The sequence below is a fragment of the Micromonospora sp. NPDC050686 genome, from assembly GCF_040654475.1.
In the GTDB taxonomy this organism is placed as follows: domain Bacteria; phylum Actinomycetota; class Actinomycetes; order Mycobacteriales; family Micromonosporaceae; genus Micromonospora.
On sequence record NZ_JBFAID010000031.1, the window covers coordinates 58742 to 75265 of the forward strand.

At 71.5% G+C, this 16524-nt stretch carries 19 protein-coding genes and 3 pseudogenes; 11 read left to right on the forward strand and 11 right to left on the reverse strand.

The window, feature by feature from the left end; genetic code table 11:
• Window positions 1–109: 109 nt before the first annotated feature.
• Window positions 110–727, reverse strand: coding sequence for an AAA family ATPase (locus AB0H57_RS20010; protein ID WP_357508494.1), 618 nt, complete (start codon window positions 725–727; stop codon window positions 110–112).
• Between the two features lie 96 nt (window positions 728–823).
• Here AB0H57_RS20010 and AB0H57_RS20015 point away from each other — a divergent pair, with 96 nt between their 5' ends.
• The 3 genes and pseudogenes from AB0H57_RS20015 to AB0H57_RS20025 form a co-directional block, all read left to right on the forward strand.
• Window positions 824–1633 (forward strand): hypothetical protein, encoded by an 810-nt coding sequence (locus AB0H57_RS20015; protein ID WP_357508496.1) that lies wholly within the window; start codon window positions 824–826, stop codon window positions 1631–1633.
• A 378-nt stretch (window positions 1634–2011) separates the two neighbouring features.
• On the forward strand, window positions 2012–2308 hold the full coding sequence (locus AB0H57_RS20020) for a hypothetical protein (protein ID WP_357508498.1): 297 nt from the start codon (window positions 2012–2014) through the stop codon (window positions 2306–2308).
• Window positions 2256–2494: pseudogene (locus AB0H57_RS20025) on the forward strand (transposase); the annotation flags it as partial. The gene AB0H57_RS20020 and the pseudogene AB0H57_RS20025, both read left to right, overlap by 53 nt.
• A gap of 1003 nt (window positions 2495–3497) precedes the next feature.
• On the opposite strand, the gene AB0H57_RS20030 reads toward AB0H57_RS20025, so the two are convergent.
• Window positions 3498–3746, reverse strand: coding sequence for a winged helix-turn-helix domain-containing protein (locus AB0H57_RS20030; RefSeq protein WP_357508500.1), 249 nt, complete (start codon window positions 3744–3746; stop codon window positions 3498–3500).
• Between the two features lie 400 nt (window positions 3747–4146).
• Here AB0H57_RS20030 and AB0H57_RS20035 point away from each other — a divergent pair, with 400 nt between their 5' ends.
• From AB0H57_RS20035 to AB0H57_RS20050, 4 genes are read left to right on the forward strand one after another with little or no spacing between them, the layout of a single operon-like run.
• On the forward strand, window positions 4147–4401 hold the full coding sequence (locus tag AB0H57_RS20035; RefSeq protein WP_357508502.1) for a hypothetical protein: 255 nt from the start codon (window positions 4147–4149) through the stop codon (window positions 4399–4401).
• The gene (locus AB0H57_RS20040; protein WP_357508504.1) at window positions 4398–4664 is read left to right on the forward strand and encodes a DivIVA domain-containing protein; all 267 of its coding nucleotides are present in this window, start codon (window positions 4398–4400) and stop codon (window positions 4662–4664) included. The genes AB0H57_RS20035 and AB0H57_RS20040 overlap by 4 nt, the downstream gene beginning before the upstream one ends.
• Window positions 4661–4915, forward strand: a complete 255-nt coding sequence (locus AB0H57_RS20045; protein WP_357508506.1) for a hypothetical protein — start codon at window positions 4661–4663, stop codon at window positions 4913–4915. Before AB0H57_RS20040 ends, AB0H57_RS20045 begins: the two co-directional genes overlap by 4 nt.
• Before the next feature lie 18 nt (window positions 4916–4933).
• A complete protein-coding gene (locus AB0H57_RS20050; protein ID WP_357508508.1) occupies window positions 4934–5308 on the forward strand; it encodes a GIY-YIG nuclease family protein in 375 nt (124 codons plus the stop codon).
• A 59-nt stretch (window positions 5309–5367) separates the two neighbouring features.
• On the opposite strand, the gene AB0H57_RS20055 is transcribed toward AB0H57_RS20050, so the two are convergent.
• Window positions 5368–5820: a hypothetical protein gene (locus AB0H57_RS20055; protein ID WP_357508510.1), complete on the reverse strand. Its 453-nt coding sequence runs from the start codon at window positions 5818–5820 to the stop codon at window positions 5368–5370.
• 159 nt (window positions 5821–5979) lie between these two features.
• Here AB0H57_RS20055 and AB0H57_RS20060 point away from each other — a divergent pair.
• Together AB0H57_RS20060 and AB0H57_RS20065 are read left to right on the forward strand one after the other, a co-directional pair.
• Window positions 5980–6626: pseudogene (locus AB0H57_RS20060) on the forward strand (phosphodiester glycosidase family protein); the annotation flags it as partial.
• 381 nt (window positions 6627–7007) lie between these two features.
• Window positions 7008–7226, forward strand: coding sequence for a hypothetical protein (locus AB0H57_RS20065; RefSeq protein WP_357508512.1), 219 nt, complete (start codon window positions 7008–7010; stop codon window positions 7224–7226).
• 2 nt (window positions 7227–7228) lie between these two features.
• Here AB0H57_RS20065 and AB0H57_RS20070 read toward each other — a convergent pair.
• A pseudogene (locus AB0H57_RS20070) lies at window positions 7229–7423 on the reverse strand (hypothetical protein); the annotation flags it as partial.
• Between the two features lie 209 nt (window positions 7424–7632).
• Window positions 7633–8451, reverse strand: coding sequence for an alpha/beta fold hydrolase (locus AB0H57_RS20075; protein WP_357508514.1), 819 nt, complete (start codon window positions 8449–8451; stop codon window positions 7633–7635).
• A 137-nt stretch (window positions 8452–8588) separates the two neighbouring features.
• Here AB0H57_RS20075 and AB0H57_RS20080 point away from each other — a divergent pair, with 137 nt between their 5' ends.
• Window positions 8589–9587 carry a sigma-70 family RNA polymerase sigma factor gene (locus AB0H57_RS20080; protein WP_357508536.1) on the forward strand — a complete coding sequence of 333 codons (999 nt, stop codon included), beginning with the start codon at window positions 8589–8591 and terminating at the stop codon, window positions 9585–9587.
• On the opposite strand, the gene AB0H57_RS20085 is transcribed toward AB0H57_RS20080, so the two are convergent.
• Window positions 9501–9854 carry an STAS domain-containing protein gene (locus AB0H57_RS20085; RefSeq protein ID WP_357508516.1) on the reverse strand — a complete coding sequence of 118 codons (354 nt, stop codon included), beginning with the start codon at window positions 9852–9854 and terminating at the stop codon, window positions 9501–9503. The two genes, AB0H57_RS20080 and AB0H57_RS20085, sit on opposite strands and share 87 nt — an antisense overlap.
• Before the next feature lie 79 nt (window positions 9855–9933).
• Between AB0H57_RS20085 and AB0H57_RS20090 the strand changes: the two genes are divergently transcribed.
• Entirely contained in the window at window positions 9934–11256 is a 1323-nt protein-coding gene (locus AB0H57_RS20090) for an FAD-binding oxidoreductase (RefSeq protein WP_357508518.1), read from the forward strand.
• Here the strand turns inward: AB0H57_RS20090 and AB0H57_RS20095 are convergent.
• From AB0H57_RS20095 to AB0H57_RS20115, 5 genes are all read right to left on the reverse strand, one after another.
• On the reverse strand, window positions 11205–11429 hold the full coding sequence (locus AB0H57_RS20095; RefSeq protein WP_357508520.1) for a hypothetical protein: 225 nt from the start codon (window positions 11427–11429) through the stop codon (window positions 11205–11207). The genes AB0H57_RS20090 and AB0H57_RS20095 overlap by 52 nt on opposite strands.
• A 32-nt stretch (window positions 11430–11461) precedes the next feature.
• Window positions 11462–13933 (reverse strand): FtsX-like permease family protein, encoded by a 2472-nt coding sequence (locus tag AB0H57_RS20100; RefSeq protein WP_357508522.1) that lies wholly within the window; start codon window positions 13931–13933, stop codon window positions 11462–11464.
• A complete protein-coding gene (locus AB0H57_RS20105; RefSeq protein ID WP_357508524.1) occupies window positions 13930–14655 on the reverse strand; it encodes an ABC transporter ATP-binding protein in 726 nt (241 codons plus the stop codon). Before AB0H57_RS20105 ends, AB0H57_RS20100 begins: the two co-directional genes overlap by 4 nt.
• The gene (locus AB0H57_RS20110) at window positions 14652–15266 is read right to left on the reverse strand and encodes a PadR family transcriptional regulator (protein WP_357508526.1); all 615 of its coding nucleotides are present in this window, start codon (window positions 15264–15266) and stop codon (window positions 14652–14654) included. Before AB0H57_RS20110 ends, AB0H57_RS20105 begins: the two co-directional genes overlap by 4 nt.
• Window positions 15267–15388: 122 nt before the next feature.
• Entirely contained in the window at window positions 15389–16315 is a 927-nt protein-coding gene (locus AB0H57_RS20115) for an NAD(P)-dependent oxidoreductase (RefSeq protein ID WP_357508528.1), read from the reverse strand.
• Window positions 16316–16524: the final 209 nt, after the last annotated feature.

Here is a 16524-nt window from a genome sequence, read left to right on the forward strand (position 1 = left end):
GTTTGCTTCGTCAACCAGGGTCATCGGCTGACCCGTTCTCGGCCGAGGCCCCGTGAGCGACTCTGCCCGACCACCGGCGGCCGCAGCGACGCGCAAGATGCTCTCGTCGTCAAGCATCGTTAGTAGCTCCCCGTTTCCTGAGAACCTTCCACGGCCCGCGCCGCCGCGAGGTCGCTGATGACCGTTGCCACCGTGTCCCGTAGCAGGATGCTGCCGATTCCCTGGTCGGCTCGCGTGTGGTCGTCGCGCCACGTGCGCCGTACGCGAATCGGGGTCTTGGCGCCCTCGGCGCGGAGCAGCACCTCGACCTCGCAGGGCGACCCGCAGTGCGTTTGCGCCAGCCGTCCTTGAAGACGCTGTTGCGGTCGGCCCAGCGGGCGCTGTTGCCGGTGAGGCCGAGCTCGACGGCCTCGGCGTAGCTCGACTTACCGGAACCGTTCCGCCCGATGACCAGGGTGAGCCCGGTGTGGGGCTGCAGCCGCAACCTCTGCTGTGGACTGACCCCCCGAAAGCCCGCGACGGTGACCGACTCCAGGAAGAGCGGCTGCGGACGCGGCCGCGTAGACGGGTCGCGCTCCGGCAGGTCCGCCGGCTCCCCGCTGAGAACGGCATCGAGCGCAGCATTGCCGACGTAGGCCCCGAGCACGAGGTCCACCACCTCGTCGGCGACGTTGTCCTCGGCTAGCCGCTCGAAAACCTGGTCGAGTAGGGACTGGTCCCCAGCCATTTGGCTCTCCCTTCCAGACGCCACCGTAGGTATGTTGACGCACGGCAAACAATCCGGAGGATGGGGGATTGCTGGAAAACACTGGAAACCTGTAGCATGCCTCTCGTGGCTGAGTCCATAGAGAACCTTGAGCGTCGGATTGACGACCTCCGAGCGTCGGTTCGTCGGGCCGTCATCGCGCGCGACCAGCCTCGAGCCCGGGCGCTGCGTGCCGAGCTGCGAGGCGCCGAGCGCTCCTGGGAGCAGGTCCTCACCGACCTCGCCGACGACGCCGATGTCGAGGCTCAGCCGTCGGAACCCGACGCCCCGCTGGTGTCGGTGCGTGAACAGGTCCACCACGCCCTCACTCTGCTATCGGCCCCTGCCGCACCAAAGCTGATCGCCGAGGTGCACGGCGCCTTCTTCGGCTCGGCCGCGACCGGTCTCGCCGCGGGCAGGCTGACCCACCTGCGCCGCGACGAGGAGCGCTCCTTCCGCACCGCACGGCACTCCCGCCCGTATTACCTCTGCTCAGCGCTGACCGCCGATCACCTGGCGCCGGCCCGCGGCCTGCTCGCCGTTTCTACCTGGCCGCTCGAGCGGCGCATCATCGGGCCGCTGAGCCCTCGTGTCGATTTCCTGACCGCTACCATCAAGGTCGCCGAGCAGGCTGCACGTATCCGGGAGGAATGTGCCGGCGTCGCTCGCCTCCTCCGGCGGTTCGCGACCACGATCCCGGGTGCAGCCGAGGGGTACGAGTTTGTGGACCCGGCCGTCGTCATCAAGGCCGCGCAGGCCGAGCTCGACATGCACGCTGCGGAGGACCGATCGCAGCGGGAAGCGGCGGCCGAGCGTGCCCGCCGGCAGATGGACGGGGCCGAGCAGCTTTTCGGCAGCCGGCTGCGCGTCATCAGGGGGACGGCATGACGAGCATCGGCTAGCGGCTGGCGGTGATCCGGGGTGAGGTCGAACCCGCTCGGCACAATGCCCGTACGATCGGCGCCCTCACCGGCAACCCTGGATGCGCCCGTCGAGCCGTTCTCGACTGCGCTGGCCTGGACAAGCAGCGCCTGGCCGCCTACATCGACTACCCGGCCCGGTTCGGCGAGTCCCAGTTCGCCATCACCCGAGGCAACGCCTTCGAGGCCCAGGTCAAGGCAAACGGCTGCGCCGAGCTGCTGCGGTTGCTGCTCAACCTGCACATCCCGGAGATCGCCTACGACGACCTGAAGTCGGTCGCAGGCCACGAGAGCCAGGACCTCCGGTACGCCCGGTCGCGCGCCCTGCTCGGCCGCCGCCCAGGCCGTGGGCGCCGGGACCCTCTTCGACCACCCGCTGCTGCGGCTCGAGGTCGCGGGTCAGCAGGCCTACCTCGAGCCGGATCTGATCGCGTTCCAGCACGCCGGCCGGTTCCACGTCGTGGAGATCAAGTCCTTCGCGGTCATCGACGGGCGGGCCGACCCCGGCAAGGTGGCGGCCGCCGCGATCCAGGCGGCTGTGTACGTCCTGGCGATGCGCCGGATGCTGGAGGAAGCCGGCTACGACCGGGCGAGCTGTCGACACCGCACCCACCGAATCAGCGGCCCGAGCCCCGCTTGTTGAGTTCGTCGAGGCCTGGGGCGAGAAGTATCCGGCGATCGTCCGGCTGTGGGAGCAGGCCTGGGCGGAGTTCGTGCCGTTCCTGGCCTTCGACGCGAGATCCGCACCGTCGCCTGCTCCACCAACGCCATCGAGCCGGTCAACGCCCGCATCCGCCGAGCCCTGCGAGCCCTGCGAGCCCGCGGGCACTCGAAGGGATGATGAGCGCGGTAGTCGGCGGTGATGCCGGTGCGGACGGTGAACGACATGCGTCGACACCGGACTGGGGTAGTCCGCGCGGTCTTACCCGCGGCCCAGCCCGCACAGCGCCTACGTTAAGCCATCAACGTGGGGAGCAGCCGTACGCACATAACCGGGCTACGGCATCCTGAGAACCCCAGGACACGCTCGTCCCGATGGTGTCAGACTAATATGGCGCGCTGGTGAGAGGCGTGTCCTGGGTCGTTGCAGAGCCAGAAAGGGACGGGATTGCCATGAGCGGACGTACATGGACGACCGAGCAGTTGCGTGCCGAGGTAGAACGGTACGAACGCGTCATACGGGACGCCAATATGGCAGAGGAGACAGTCGAGTCATACGTCAGCAGGGCGAACCGGTTCGTGTCCTGGCTCAACGGCGATTGGAAGCCCCGCCACGACGAATACCGACACGCTCACAAGTGATGGCCTACGTGCTGATTTGCAGCGAGCCTTTCCGCCCGTTTGGACCTCACCCGCCAGCATCTCGGCCCGCTCCTGCCCGCCGTGCCTGAGCAGTACTGCGCCCTCGTTGCTTGCTGGCCGACGGTAACCCGGCGCTGCGCGCTAGGGCGAGTACGCCTGGGGTTGGGGGGAAGCGCGGGACGGCACGGAAGGATGTTTGCCAATCGCCAGCTCTTCCGGTTCGCCTAACTCCGCATGCAATATCCCCTTCGACGCGCACGCCGGTAGGGTGTTCCTGCGCACCCAGCTTGCCGACTACGACGACCTAGACCGCATTTCTGGATTGCGGCCCGACGCCTGTACCCCGAGCGTCCCGGTAAGGTCGACTACCCCGCCTGGCTAGTTGGACGACGATGGTTCGGCGCCGGGCGAGGCCTGCGTTCTGCGTGAGGTCAGCCGTCGCGACGGTTCCGATGTGGACCGAGCGGCGGTCGTTCGATGCAACTGATCAGGCGCTCACGCCCCGTCGACGGTAGGTTCTCTGCCGTCGCTCATTCTCTGGACGACTTGTCTCGATCGGTGACGAAGACGCCTAGGCCTTGGTGGCCGTGCAGCTCACCCGTCTCGATGAGGATCGTGATGGCTTGGCGGACTGTCGATTGGCTGCCGACCTCGTACATCTCGGCAAGCGCCTTTGTGGACGGCAGTTTGTGGCCGGGAGGCCACTCGTCTGAGGCGATGCGCCCCCTGATGTCGGCGATGATCCGCCGGTAGTGCGGCTCGAACTTTCGTGCGGGCATGCGAAGTACTCCCAGCTAGGCCCACACATCTGATCACGGGAGCCGGGAGGACTTCAAGGGCAACGTTGACTTTACCAGCAATGACGGTATGGTGCGAAGGTGAGGAAACACCCCAGCTAGGCACTGCGGTGGATCCTTCGTCGGAGCAGCAGTCGCTTCGGCCAGCTGGATGACCCGAGTCTGTGCTGGTCAGCGCGCTGCTCCGACGTCCCGGACTCTTCCGCCGCAGCCGCTGCACGGACCGAGGCACGAGCAGAGAAGACGGATACCGGCCGTGAGGCAGCGGCGGGAGAAGCAGGCAGGCCCGGGGTGGGTGCTGGGCTCCGGTCGGTACGGACGCGCGGTCGTACCGGTCGTCCCCGCCCGCCTCGGTGCCGCAACCATCCGACCAGGGAGGGTCATGGACTCGATCGACGAAATACTGGGCGAACTACCCCTACCGCCCTACGTCACCGCCGAAGACGTCACCTTCGCCGTCAGGGCCGTCACCGTGCACGCCGCCGAGCAGTGGCCCGACGGCCCGCGCTGCCGCAACGACCGCGCCCCGCACCCCTGCCGCCTGCACCGCTGGGGCCGCCAAGTCCTGATCCGCCGCGGACTGCGCGAGCGCGAAATCGAGGTTCTGATCACCAAACAGACAGCGGGTCAACCGTGATCTACGTGACCGGGGACCGCCTGCAATCGCACCAGGTCCGTGCCGCCGCCTTCGACACCCGCTGGCGCGGCCTCGACCCCGACCAGGTCCATGCCTACCTCAACCAGCTCGCCGACGAGCTCGACCGCCTTCACCGTGAGCTGACCACGGCCAACACGGAGGCCGAGCGCATCCGCCAGGCCCTGCGCCAGTGGCAGACCCGCCACGCCGGCTGCCGCTTCACGGACCCGGACTGGTCACCCAACAACCGGTGGCAGCGATGACCGCACCTCGCTGGATCATCCACCTGCCCACCACCCTGACCAGTGTCGCCGCCGCCGCCGACCTGGCCGCCGCGCTGTGCGACTCCCTCGGCCACGTCCCCGCCCTCGACTTCGGCGAGACGACCCTCAGCGAGGAGGACACCCAACACCTCCGTCACCGGGTCTGGTGCGATGCCCGGCTCGATGGCGGCCGGCGCTGCCGGCTCCGCGACAGACACCCCGGATCGTGCGGGACCACGGGAGAGGACTGACACCGGTACCGTCCGGGGATGCTCGACGTCGAAGATCTTCTGGCGAACTTCACGCCTCCCCAGCCGTACACGATGGAAGCCGCCGACGGCGCTCCCACCTCGCCCGGCGTGCATGTGGTCCTCGACCGCGGCACGGTCGTCTACGTCGGCTACACCGGAAACCTCCGCAACCGCCTCAGGCAACACCTGACGGGCAACCGGGACTCGTCGGTGCTGCACGAGCAGGTTGGCCAGCTCCTCGACAAGCCCGGCCACGAGGCGTCCGCCGTTGACATCGCCGACTGGCTGGGCCGGCGCGAGGTCCGCTGGCAGGAGACGGACAACCCAGACGGTACGAAGGAAGCCCTGGTCCTGGCCCTCAAGCCGCGCTTCAACCGGCAGGTGCCGAAGTAGCGCCACTGAAAACGCGGCGGCTCCTGTCGGCCGAGGTACGGGCCGCAGGCGCGTCAGTCCTATTTGCTGCCCGCCGCGCGGCCTGCCAACGCCGCCTCGAGGTGGCCGGCCATGACCGACAGGATTCGGACGGTCTCGGCGTACTGCTCCGAGGTGAGCCCGCGCAGCAGCAGCCGCCGCGTCTCGCCGACGCGTTCGGCCGCCCTGCCCTGCACCGCGCGCCCCTGCTCGGTCAAGGTGAGCGCGTCGCCGTCGTACCTCACCCATCCGGGCGTGGCCAGGCCGTCGGTGCCGCCGAGGGCGGCGTCGAGTTGGGGTATGCCATCCGGCCAGAACGGTGCGAGCGCCTGCTCTATCTCGCTGCGGCTGCGCGTTCCGCCGGAGAGCAGGTTCAGGATCTGCCACTGCCGGCGGTCGAGGCCGAGGTCGCCCAGCGTCGCGCCGAACTGCTCCTCGATCAGGTTGTGCAGGTGCTTCAGCCAGTAGCCGATCGGCTTGTCCATGCCGCCCACCACCGCCTCCTATCGGGTAAGTCCTTTCACCACAATTCGCCCCGGTGTCAAGTGGCGTCGGGTACCTGGCTCCGTGGCGCCGCCAGGGTCACGGGCATGACCGCTTCTACTCCTGCCCTCTCCCGCTTCCGCCGGGGCGGGGCCATCGCGGCAGCCCTCCTGGCCGCGGTGGCTCTCGGCGTCGTTCCCGGGGCCCGCGCCGAAGCCGCCGGCGACACCCTTCCGCTGGGCGACGCCGACCTGTCGGAGGTACGCAGCAGCCGCGCCCTGGCCGACGGCGTCACCCTGACCCGGATCGAGCGGGGCAGCGAGCCGGCACCGGCCGACCAGATCAACACCACCACCGGGGCCCGTGGGTGGTCAACGTGCTCACCATCGACCCCAGCCAGGCCCGCGGGCACCTGAAGGCGACGTACGGCCCGGACCTGAGCCAGGTCGAGAAGACCTCCGAACCCGTCCGCGCCTCCGGCGCCCTGGCCGGGGTCAACGCCTCCTTCTTCACCTTCACCGCCAGCCAGCTCTACCCCGGCGACCCGGTCGGGCTGGGGCTGTTCGGCGGGAAGCTGCTCAGCGAGCCCACCACCGATCCGGCCGAGGTCAACTTCGTCGTCGACGCCAACAGCAACCGGGCCCTGACCGGGAAGCTGACCTGGTCGGGCAGCGTACGGAACCGGCAGACCGAGGCCACCCTGCCGCTGGAGTTCCTCAACCACCCGCCGGTCGTCCCCGCTGGCTGCGCCACCCTCGACGACCAGACGCAGTGCACCCTCCCCGGCGACGTCGTCGAGTTCACTCCCGAGTTCGCCACGCCCATCCTGGAAGCTGGAACGAAGGGCGGGTGGACGCACGCTACGAGTTCTACGTCTCGCGCGCTCCGCCCGGTAGTGTCGGCCGTCATGCGGATGGTGTAGACCTCGGCACCGGACCAGATCTTCGTCTCCGCCCGCGACCGGCTGGTGCGGCGGTTCGACCGTTGGGCGCGGCGGCGCCGCCGCCCGGTCGACGCGTTCGTGCTCGAGTCGTTGCTCGACCACCGCTGGGCTGACTGCGACGGCCTGCTCGGGCGGTGTTGACCTTCAGCTTTTTGGGGCGCGTACTGGTTGACCTGCTCGGTCGGCTCGTCGTAGGCGACCACGACGACGACCTTTTCGAACGGGCTGAGCAGGGCCAGCTGTCCGCGGCTGAGCGTGAGGCTGGACTTGCGGTTGAACTCGACCTGCCGCGTCATCGAGTGCCGCTCGTCGATGCCGATCAGTCGCACGTTCCAGTTGTGCACGCTGATCGGCTTGATCTCCGTGGGTGAGTCGAACGGGGCGAGGCTGCTGCCATCGCTGATCGTCGTGCCGCCGACGGTAATGTTGTCGATCAGCCAGCCGCCCTCGTTGACGCCGCCGTCGCTGACGTAGCGGAAGCCGAGCAGGATGCTCTTGCCGGCATACGAGGACAGGTTGTACGAGTGCGCCTCGAACCCGGTGGTCGTTCCGTTGATCGCCGGGCCGAGCGGCCCGTCGACCGTCTTGTTGCCGGGGATCGCGGTGTAGGTCGCGCCGCCGTCGGTGGAGACGGTGACGTAGCCGTGGCGGTCAGGCTGTGGCGGTGGCAGAACCCGTTCGCGTTCGGCGGCTCGGTGACCAGGAGGGTCAGCAGCTGCTGAGGATCATTCGTAGAGGTACCGGCTCGCCGATCCGACTGCGGCGGGCGATGGTCGTGCTAGATCCGCTGGCAGGAGACCGACCACCCGGAGGGTACGAAGGAGGCGCTGGTCCTGGCGCTGCGGCCCCGCTTCAACCGGCAGGTGCCCAAGCCCCGCCCTTAGCTCTGCTGGTCGAGGAAGGCGAGGGCGACGGCCGCGAACAGCGGCGACATGAAGAGGTTGTAGTGGGTGAGCCCGGGCAGGATGGCCAGGGCGTGTCCACCCTTGGGTCGGCCCTCGCCCATCCAGCCGCCGTCGCGCAGCCCGCCGTCGAGCAGCTTGAACACCTCGACGAAGTGGCTCGGCGGGGCCAGGTCGGCGTCGGCGGCGACCACCAGCGTCGGCACCCGCAGGCCGCGGACCTCCTCGGTGAAGTCGAAGTCCTGCGCCATCGCCGCGCCGATCTTGTCGAGCAGCCCGCCGAAGTCCTCGGGGCGGGGCGCGACCCGCTGGTACAGCTCGTACATCGGGGTGGCCTTCATGAACTCGACGGCTGCGGCGTTCACCTGGCCCTGCTGGGCGAGGATCTCCGGGTACGTCGCGTCGCGGCGGATCTGCGCCGACGCGCTGACCAGCCGACCCACCTTCTCGGGGTGGCGGACGGCGAGTTGGAGCCCGACGCCGCCGCCGAGGGAGTAGCCGACGACGTCCGGCTTCTCCAGGCCCAGGTGGTCGATGAGCGCGGCGATGTCGTCGGCCATCAGCGCCAGGTCGAGCGGCCGGTCGACGTCGGCGGTGCGGCCGTGTCCCTGCAGGTCGGGCAGGATGACCTGGTGCCGGCCGGCGAGGGTGGGCAGGATCGGTGCGAACATCTCGCCGGAGCCGAGCCCGCCGTGCAGCAGGATCATCGGGCGACCCTGCCCGTGCGTCTCGTAGTACAGGTGGACGCCGTTGACGTCGGCGTACTCGCCGGTGGCGGTCTGCTGCGCGGTGGTCATCAGGTGCTCCTTCGGGTCGTGCGTTAGCTGACATCCGTGTTGATCGGGCGGGCACCGGAAACTCATCGGTGCCGGCGACACGTTTTTCGCCGCCCCAGGTTGTCGGGGGTGGGGGCTAGATTGGCGGCGTGAGTGACGTGGCGACCAGCAGATTGCCGATCAGCACAGCGGCGACCAGCACATCCGTCGAGACGCTCCTGGAGCCGTTCCGGACGGAGCTGACCGGCTACTGCTACCGGATGCTCGGCTCGGCCTTCGAGGCCGAGGACGCCGTGCAGGACACCTTCCTGCGGGCCTGGCGCAGCTTCGAGCGGTTCGAGGGCCGGTCGGCGCTGCGCACCTGGCTCTACCGGATCGCGACGAACGTCTGCCTGACCATGCTCTCCAGCGTGCAGCGCCGGGTCCGCCCGATGGACCTCGGCCCGGCCGGTTCCGGCACCGCGACCAGCGCGGGGGAGCCACGCCCCGAGGAGATCTGGGTCGGTCCGGTGCCGGACAGCCGGGTCCTGCCGGAGGGCAGCGACCCGGCCGAGGTGGTCGCCAGCCGCGAGTCGGTCCGGTTGGCGTTCGTCGCCGCGTTGCAACACCTGCCGCCGAAACAGCGGGCCGTGCTGATCCTGCGGGAGGTGCTGGCCTGGTCGGCGCAGGAGGTGGCCGAGCTGCTCGACACCACCGTGGCCAGCGTCAACAGTGCCCTGCAACGGGCCCGGGCCACCCTCGCCGCCGCCGACACCGGCGGCGACGCGTACCAGCCCCTCGATGACGAGCAGAAGACGCTGCTCGCCCGCTACGTGCGGGCCTTCGAGGCGTACGACCTGACGGCGCTGACCGCGCTGCTGCACGAGGACGCGACGCTGTCGATGCCGCCGGTGCCGCTGTGGCTGCGCGGCCACGACGACATCCTCGCCTGGATGACCGGCACCGGCAGCGGATGCCGGGGTTCCCGGCTGCTGCCGGTGGCGGCGAACGGGCTGCCGGCGTTCGGACAATACCGTCCCAACCTCGACGGCCCCGGCTTCCACCCGTGGGCGCTGATCCTGCTGGAGACCTCAGCCGGGCGGATCGCGCGCGTCAACAACTTCCTCGACACCGACCACCTGTTCCCGCTGTTCGGGCTGCCCGACCGGCTCGCCTAGCGCACCGGCCAGGCCCAGCAGGTCGGTCAGCTCGCGCAGCCCGTCACCGCCGCCGCTGACCACCAGCCGCCAGCCGTGCCGCCGCGCGGTCAGCAGCAGCCGGGCCAGGGCCTCCACGGCCACCACGTCGGGGCGGGCCACCGCGGTCACGTCGCAGACCACCACGCCGCCGTCCCGGTCGCGCAGCACCTCGGCCAGGTCGGCGCAGAGCGCGGGGATGTCCGCCCGGGCCAGCGACCCGCGCACCGCGAAGGTGATCGTGCTCATCCCGGTAGGACCGGGGGACGCCGCCGAACTCATCGGTTCCGGATCGATGAATCCCGCACCGCACCCCGATCTCACCGGCATGACGATTCGACGCACACTCCGCATGGACGGCCCGGTCTACTGGCCCGGCGACGACGGCTACGACGCCCACCGCAAGCCCCTCAACCCCGACCTCGACCCGCGGCCCGCCGTCGTGGTGCGGGCCGCCGGCCCCGCCGACGTACGCCGGGCGGTGCTGGCCGCCCGCCGCCACGCGTTGCCGTTCGCCGTGCAGGCCACCGGCCACGGCACCCACGTCGCGCACGACGGCGCGCTGCTGCTGCACACCGGCGCGATGACCTCGGTCCACGTCGACCCGGACCGGCGGGTCGCCCGGGTGACCGCCGGCACCCGCTGGCGGGACGTGCTGGCCGCGGCCGCGCCGTTCGGGCTGGCGCCGCTGTCCGGCTCGTCGCCCGACGTGGGCGTGGTCGGGTACGCGCTTGGTGGGGGCCTGGGCTGGCTGGCCCGCGAGCACGGCCTGGCCGCCGACAGCGTGCTGCGCGCGCAGGTCGTCACCGCCGACGGCACCGTGCGGACGGTCAGCGCCGACCGGCAGCCCGAGCTGTTCTGGGCGCTGCGCGGCGGCGGAGGCTCCTACGGGGTGGTCACCGCCCTGGAGTTCCGCCTCCACCCGGTCGACCGGGTGTACGCCGGGGCGGTCACCTTTTGCCGGGACCGGGCCGCCGACACCCTCGCCTTCTACCGCCGGTGGATCGAGCGGGTGCCCGACGCGCTCAGCACGGCACTGCTGCTCACCCGCGACGGGAAGCTCGTCGTGAAGGCCCTGTACACCGGCGACCCGGACCGGGGCCGGGCGCTACTGGCCCCGCTGTGGCGGGCCGCCGGACCGGCGCTCGACAACGGCATGCGGGTCGTCGAGTACGCGCAGGCGGCGATGGGCGGCACCTTCGCCCGTACCTTCGACCAGGTCCGCGCCCTCGACGACGACCTGCTGGCGGCGCTGGTGGCCGAGCCCGACGCGACCGTCGAGATCCGGCACTGGGGCGGCCGGATCGCCCGCGACCGCGGCGCCGCCGCCCACCGCGACGCCCCGCTGTCGGTCATCCTCGACACCGTGCCGTCGCCGCGGGTCGCCGCGGCGCTGCGCGGCGCCGGACTGGGCAGCAGCTTCCTCAACTTCCTGGCCGACCCGGCCCGCATGTCGACGGCGTTCACGCCAGAGAACTGGACGGCGTTGCGGCGGATCAAGGCCAGCTACGACCCGGAGAACATCTTCGCCGCCGGGCTCGCGGTGCCATCCGCGCCGGTGACCCCGCAAGCCGTGGCCGTCGAGCGCGCCGGTCGGGGCTATCTGCCGTCCGGGTCGGCGGCGTTGAGCGTCTCGACCCCCTTGTCGTAGTCGCCGCGCGCCTCCGCGTACCGGAGGAACTTCACCCGCTCCACCTGGATCTCCGTCGCGTCCGGCTGCGCCTCGATCAAACCGACCACCTCACCCACGAACTCGTCCAGCGGCATCGCGATGTCGCTGCTCTCCTGCCCGGGCAGCAGCGCCGTACGCACCGACGGCGGCACCAGCGAACCGGGTACGACCGGGCGCGACGACCTCAGTCCAGCCTGCGGCGGCCCATCGACGTCGGTTCCCGGCCGGCGAGCAGCCACCCGGCGAACGCGGCGAGCACCGGCAGCCCGACGACCGTCGCCGCCAGGTGCGCGACCGGCACGCCGCTCAGCGCGCCGAGGTCACGGTGCAGCACGCTCACCAACCCGATGTACGCGCCGGCCAGGCCGAGAAAGGCGCCGAGGAACGCGAGCGCGCCGGCGGTCGTGCCGGTCAGGGTGCGCCGTACCCGCCGGGGTGCGCCGGTCGCGGCCAGGGTGCGCAGGTCGCCGGCCGCCTCGCCGCGGATGAGGCCGACGGTCATGGCCAGGATGCCGAGGGCGAGCAGCGCGCCGGCGGCGACCGCCCCGGTCCGCAGCGTGGTGAGCGAGGTTTGCTGTCGGCGGGATTCGACGGTGAGGCCGGCGCTGGCGGCGAGGTTCTGGGTGGTGGTCAGTTCCCGTTCGGTGAGGGGGTGGTCCGCCGCGACGAGCCAGCCGACCCGCGCGGGCGCCCAGCCGTGGCGGGCCATCATGGTCTCGGTGACCAGTGAGTTCGGCATCGAGGAGTATCGGGTGTCGGGCAGCGCCTGGGTCTTCGGGTGGACGCCGCGTTCGGGGATGTTCACCAGTTGGAGCGCCCCGGTGCGCACGGTGAGCACCTCGGTGCCGGCCGTGACCGCCGCGGGGTCGAGGTGGTAGAGCCGGAGCAGGTCCGGGGTGGCCACGTAGAGGGGGTAGGTCGTCAGTTGCTGGCTGTCGGCGACCGGCGCGCCGATCTCGACTGCCGGGTGGCCGGGTCGGCCGCCGGGCTGGCCCGGGTCCGTGTGCGACTCGACCACCGCCGCGTCGAGCGGGGTCACGGTGGGCGTGCCGAGCCGGCCGGCGATCGTGTCGAGCTGGGCCTGCAGGCCGGCCAGTTCCGCCGGGGTGCGTACCGGGACCACCGGGCTGGGTCGGTCGATGCGGACCAGGAGCTGGTTGTCGGCCAGGTTGCCCAGCCCGGCGGACCGAGTGGCCTGGTACTCGGCGGCGGCGGAGCCGGCGACGACGGCCACGGAGATCCCCAGGGCGAGACTGATTGCGGCGAGTGCCGCGCCGGCCCGGGCCTGGTAGCGGACCAGGTCGGTCAATGCCAGCCGGACGGCCACCGGCATCCCGCCGCGCGCCGCCGCCAGCAGCCGGATCGCCGCCGGCCCGACGAGGAGCACCCCGACGGCCGTCGCGACGGTGCCCGGGGAGATCAGCACGGGATTGTTCCCGCCGGACAGCACCAGGCAGGTGACGCCGGCGGTGAGCAGCAACCCGGCGGCCGCGGCGGTGCGTCGGGCCGGTCGGGGCCGGGGCGGCCGGGCCGACAACGCGTTCATGATCGGCGTACGGGCGATGGCCCGCGCCGGCCACCAGGCGGCGGCGGTGGCGGTCGCCACGGCCAGCAGAATCTCCGCGCCGATCGTCGGCCAGGGCAGGTCGAACCGGTCGATGCGGTGCCCGGCGGCCGTCTCCACCCGCCCGGCGACGGCCAGCCACGCGGCGACGCCGATGGCGGTGCCGAGCACCGCCGCGACCGCGCCGACGACGGTCCCGTTGGCCAGCATCACCAGCCGCAGGTGCCGGCGGGTGGCGCCCATCGCGGCGAGCATGCCGAGCTGGCGCAGCCGGCGTTGCGCCACCACGATGAACCCGGCCGCGGCGACGAGCGACACCAACAGCAGTCCGACGGTGGCCAGGGCGAGGGTGACGGCGGCGATCACGGTACGGGTCGTGCCGGGCCGGGACTCGCGCACCAGCGGGCCGTCGAGGGTGTCACGGAACGCCTCCAGGGAGGCCTGGTTCCCGGTGACGAGGACGGTGACGGTTTGTGGTGGGTCGGCGTGCGCCGGGTCGACGAGGGCGAACTCGTCGGTCAGGTCCTTGGGGTTCTCCACCACCCCGACGACCAGCCGGTCGTGGCCGTCGAGGGTGACCAGCCGGCCGAGCCCGGTCCGCAGTGTCCGCGCCACCGCGTCGGTGACCGCGACCTCGCCGGCGCCGGCCGGTAACCGGCCCTGCCGCACCGCCAGCATCGGTGCGCCGTATGCGCCGTGCGGGTCCTGGGCCCGGACGTCGACCGGGTCGAACCGGCCCGGCACCTCCAGGTAGCGGTGGCCGATCGCGTCGATCGTGCCGAACCACGCTCGTGCCGCGGCGAGCCGGGAGTCCAGCTCGGCCGGGTCACCGCCGTCGAGCCGGAGCAGGTGGTCGGCGCGCCCGAACGTCGCGTCGCTCGACGCGGCCATGTTGTAGGTCGCGGAGACGGCGAAGGTGGCCCCGGCGACGGCGACCGTGAGCAGCGCGAGGGTCAGCACCTGTTGGCGCCATTCGCGGCGGAACAGTCGTACCGCCCAGCGGATGACGGCCCGGCGGGCCGGCAGGCCGCCGCCCGGGGCGCGGCGGGGTGCCGGCCGGGTGGCGGCCGGCGGGGTGGCGGTCGCCGTCACGGGGTCACGTCCCCGGCGAGCAGGGTGCCCGGGCCGACCGACGGCGCGGTCTGGTCGACGACCCGGCCGTCCCGGAGGAACACCACCCGATCCGCCCAGGACGCGAGCTGCGCGTCGTGGGTCACCAGCACCCCGGCGATCCCGCGCCTGCAGGCCGCGCGGAGCATCCGCATGACCGCCTCGCCGTTGGCCGAGTCCAGCGCGCCGGTCGGCTCGTCGGCGAGCAGCAGCCGCCGGTCGCCGACCACCGCGCGGGCGATCGCGACCCGCTGGCGTTCGCCGCCGGACAGGTCGTCGGGGAAGTGCGCGGCCCGCTCGGCCAGCCCCAACTCCTCGAGTACGCGCAGCCCGGCGGCGCGGGCGGCCCGCGCGCCGATGCCGTCGAGTTCGAGCGGCAGGGCGACGTTCTCGACGGCGGACAGCCCGGCGAGCAGGTTCAGGTCCTGGAAGACGAAGCCGATGGATCGGCGGCGCATCCGGGCCCGCGCGTCGGCGGACATGGTCGACACGTCGTCGCCGCAGATCCGCGCCGCACCGTCGGTCGGCTCCTCCAGGCTGCCGGCGATCGTCAATAGGCTGCTCTTGCCGGAGCCGCTCGGGCCCATGATCGCCACCAGCTCGCCCGCCCCGACAGTGAGGTCCACCTGCCGCAGCGCGTGCACGGCGGCGTTGCCCGTGCCGTACACCTTGGACACCTGGCGCAGGCTCAACACGGCGCTCATCGGCGGGCCTGCTCGCGTGCCGGCGCGGATCCCGCCGGTTCGGCGGCGGGGCCGGCCGGTCGGGTCTGCTCGTTGGGCGCCGCGCCCGCGGCCGGCGCCGGTCGGCGGCGGAGCCGGGCGTCGGCCGCGTCGAGCCAGCGGACCACCGATTCGAGCCGGAACAGTTCCGCGTCGACGACGAGGCCGAGCGCGATGTCGTCGGGGTCCGCCTCGGCCTTGAGGTGGGTGTACCGCTGCATCTCCTCGACCAGGCGCCGGCGGTGGACCTGAAGGATCTCCCGTACGTCGACGCCGGGCATGCGCACCGCCACCTGCACCTTGATGACGAGTTCGTCGCGCGGTGGCGGCGTGGCGTCGGGCGGGGTGCGCAACCACCGGTCCAGTTCCCGCTGGCCGTCGGCGGTGATCCGGAACCGCCGCTGCGCGCCGTCGCGCCCGGTCTCGTCGGACGCGACGTGCCCTTCGCGTTCGAGGCGCTGCAGTGTCGTGTAGACCTGGCCGACGTTGAGCGGCCAGACCTCACCCGTGCGGGCCTCGAACTCCTGCCGCAGTTGCAGGCCGTACTTCGTTCCCTCGGTCAGCAGTGCCAGCAACGCATGTCTGATGCTCATGGCCCCCCACCCAGCGTAATAATACCGGGTATAATACTCAGTATAATTACGCTGTCCAGCCACTTCCGACACGAGTTGTCAGCCGGGCATCCCGTGGTGCGCCGTCCACACCGCACCGACGGTCAGCGGCTCGCTCTCGCGATCAGCGGAACCCCCTCGCGGTAGGTCGGCACCGCCGGAGCCCAGCCCAGCTCGCGCTTGGCCTTCGCGTTGGAGACGCGCATCGAGGTGGTCATCAACGCGTGCACGTACGGGATGGGCCGCAGCAGCCAGCTCGGCACCCGCCACGGCCGGCCCGCCCCGAACGCGGCCGCGAGGGTGTCCAGGTAGTCCCCCCAGCGCACCGGCTCGTCGTCGACGATGTTGTACGCCTGCCCGGCGCGCCCCTTCTCCAGCGCGGCCACGGTCGCCGCGGCGGCGTCCTCCAGGTAGACGAAGGTGGCGAAGCCGGCGGACGAGGGCACCGGCAACCGGCGCTTGCGCACCAGGTTGACGATCATGCTGGTCATGCTGTCCTGGCCGTAGAAGAGCCCGTAACGCAGCACGACGCCTTCCATCTCGTCGGCCGAGAACGTCTGCTCCTCGGCGGAGCGCATCGCGGCGACGGCGCCCCCGAGCATGCCGCTCACCGGCTCGCCGAACGGGTCGTCCTCGGTGATCACGTGCGGGCCGTGGTCGCGGTAGCCGTACCCGAACACGATCGACTGGGTGACGAAGCGGCGGGCGCCGACCACCCGGGCCGCCGCGAGCAGGTTCGCGGTCCCGGTGGTACGCAGGGCGTTCGTGCCCTGAAGCGCGTCCCGCATCTTCGTCGTGCCCAGCGCGGTCAACTCGTGGATCACCCCGTCGGCCCGCACGCCCCGTACGGCGGCGAGCAGGTTCTCGCGGTCCATCACGTCGGCGACCACGGCCTCCGCGCCGGCATTGCGCAGCCGTTCGGCGTTGGTCCGGCTACGGCTGATGCCGACCACCTCGTGGCCGGCGGCGATGAGCTGGCGGGTCAGCGGCGTACCGACAGCGCCCGAGGCGCCGGCGAGCAGGACTCTCATGGCTTTGGTTCCTCTCTGCGGGTCACACACCGAAGACGAGGCAACGGCCAGGCGTGTGATGCCCGGACGGTGTGCCGTCCCGCACACCCGGCGGGCCGCCCACGCCGACGCCTGAGAAAGTGTTGTGATACCTGGCCGTGATCTTCGCTGACTGTGTCAGCGAAGATCACGTGTGTGTCCCTGTGTCTGTAAACCGGCGTATGCGTCGT

Excerpts from the sequence above, each read along its gene's own strand:
- AB0H57_RS20010 (WP_357508494.1), bottom strand. The coding sequence starts at position 727 with ATGGCTGGGGACCAGTCCCTACTCGACCAGGTTTTCGAGCGGCTAGCC.
- AB0H57_RS20015 (WP_357508496.1), top strand. The coding sequence starts at position 824 with ATGCCTCTCGTGGCTGAGTCCATAGAGAACCTTGAGCGTCGGATTGAC.
- AB0H57_RS20030 (WP_357508500.1), bottom strand. The coding sequence starts at position 3,746 with ATGCCCGCACGAAAGTTCGAGCCGCACTACCGGCGGATCATCGCCGAC.
- AB0H57_RS20035 (WP_357508502.1), top strand. The coding sequence starts at position 4,147 with ATGGACTCGATCGACGAAATACTGGGCGAACTACCCCTACCGCCCTAC.
- AB0H57_RS20045 (WP_357508506.1), top strand. The coding sequence starts at position 4,661 with ATGACCGCACCTCGCTGGATCATCCACCTGCCCACCACCCTGACCAGT.
- AB0H57_RS20050 (WP_357508508.1), top strand. The coding sequence starts at position 4,934 with ATGCTCGACGTCGAAGATCTTCTGGCGAACTTCACGCCTCCCCAGCCG.
- AB0H57_RS20075 (WP_357508514.1), bottom strand. The coding sequence starts at position 8,451 with ATGACCACCGCGCAGCAGACCGCCACCGGCGAGTACGCCGACGTCAAC.
- AB0H57_RS20085 (WP_357508516.1), bottom strand. The coding sequence starts at position 9,854 with ATGAGCACGATCACCTTCGCGGTGCGCGGGTCGCTGGCCCGGGCGGAC.
- AB0H57_RS20090 (WP_357508518.1), top strand. The coding sequence starts at position 9,934 with ATGACGATTCGACGCACACTCCGCATGGACGGCCCGGTCTACTGGCCC.
- AB0H57_RS20105 (WP_357508524.1), bottom strand. The coding sequence starts at position 14,655 with ATGAGCGCCGTGTTGAGCCTGCGCCAGGTGTCCAAGGTGTACGGCACG.
- AB0H57_RS20110 (WP_357508526.1), bottom strand. The coding sequence starts at position 15,266 with ATGAGCATCAGACATGCGTTGCTGGCACTGCTGACCGAGGGAACGAAG.
- AB0H57_RS20115 (WP_357508528.1), bottom strand. The coding sequence starts at position 16,315 with ATGAGAGTCCTGCTCGCCGGCGCCTCGGGCGCTGTCGGTACGCCGCTG.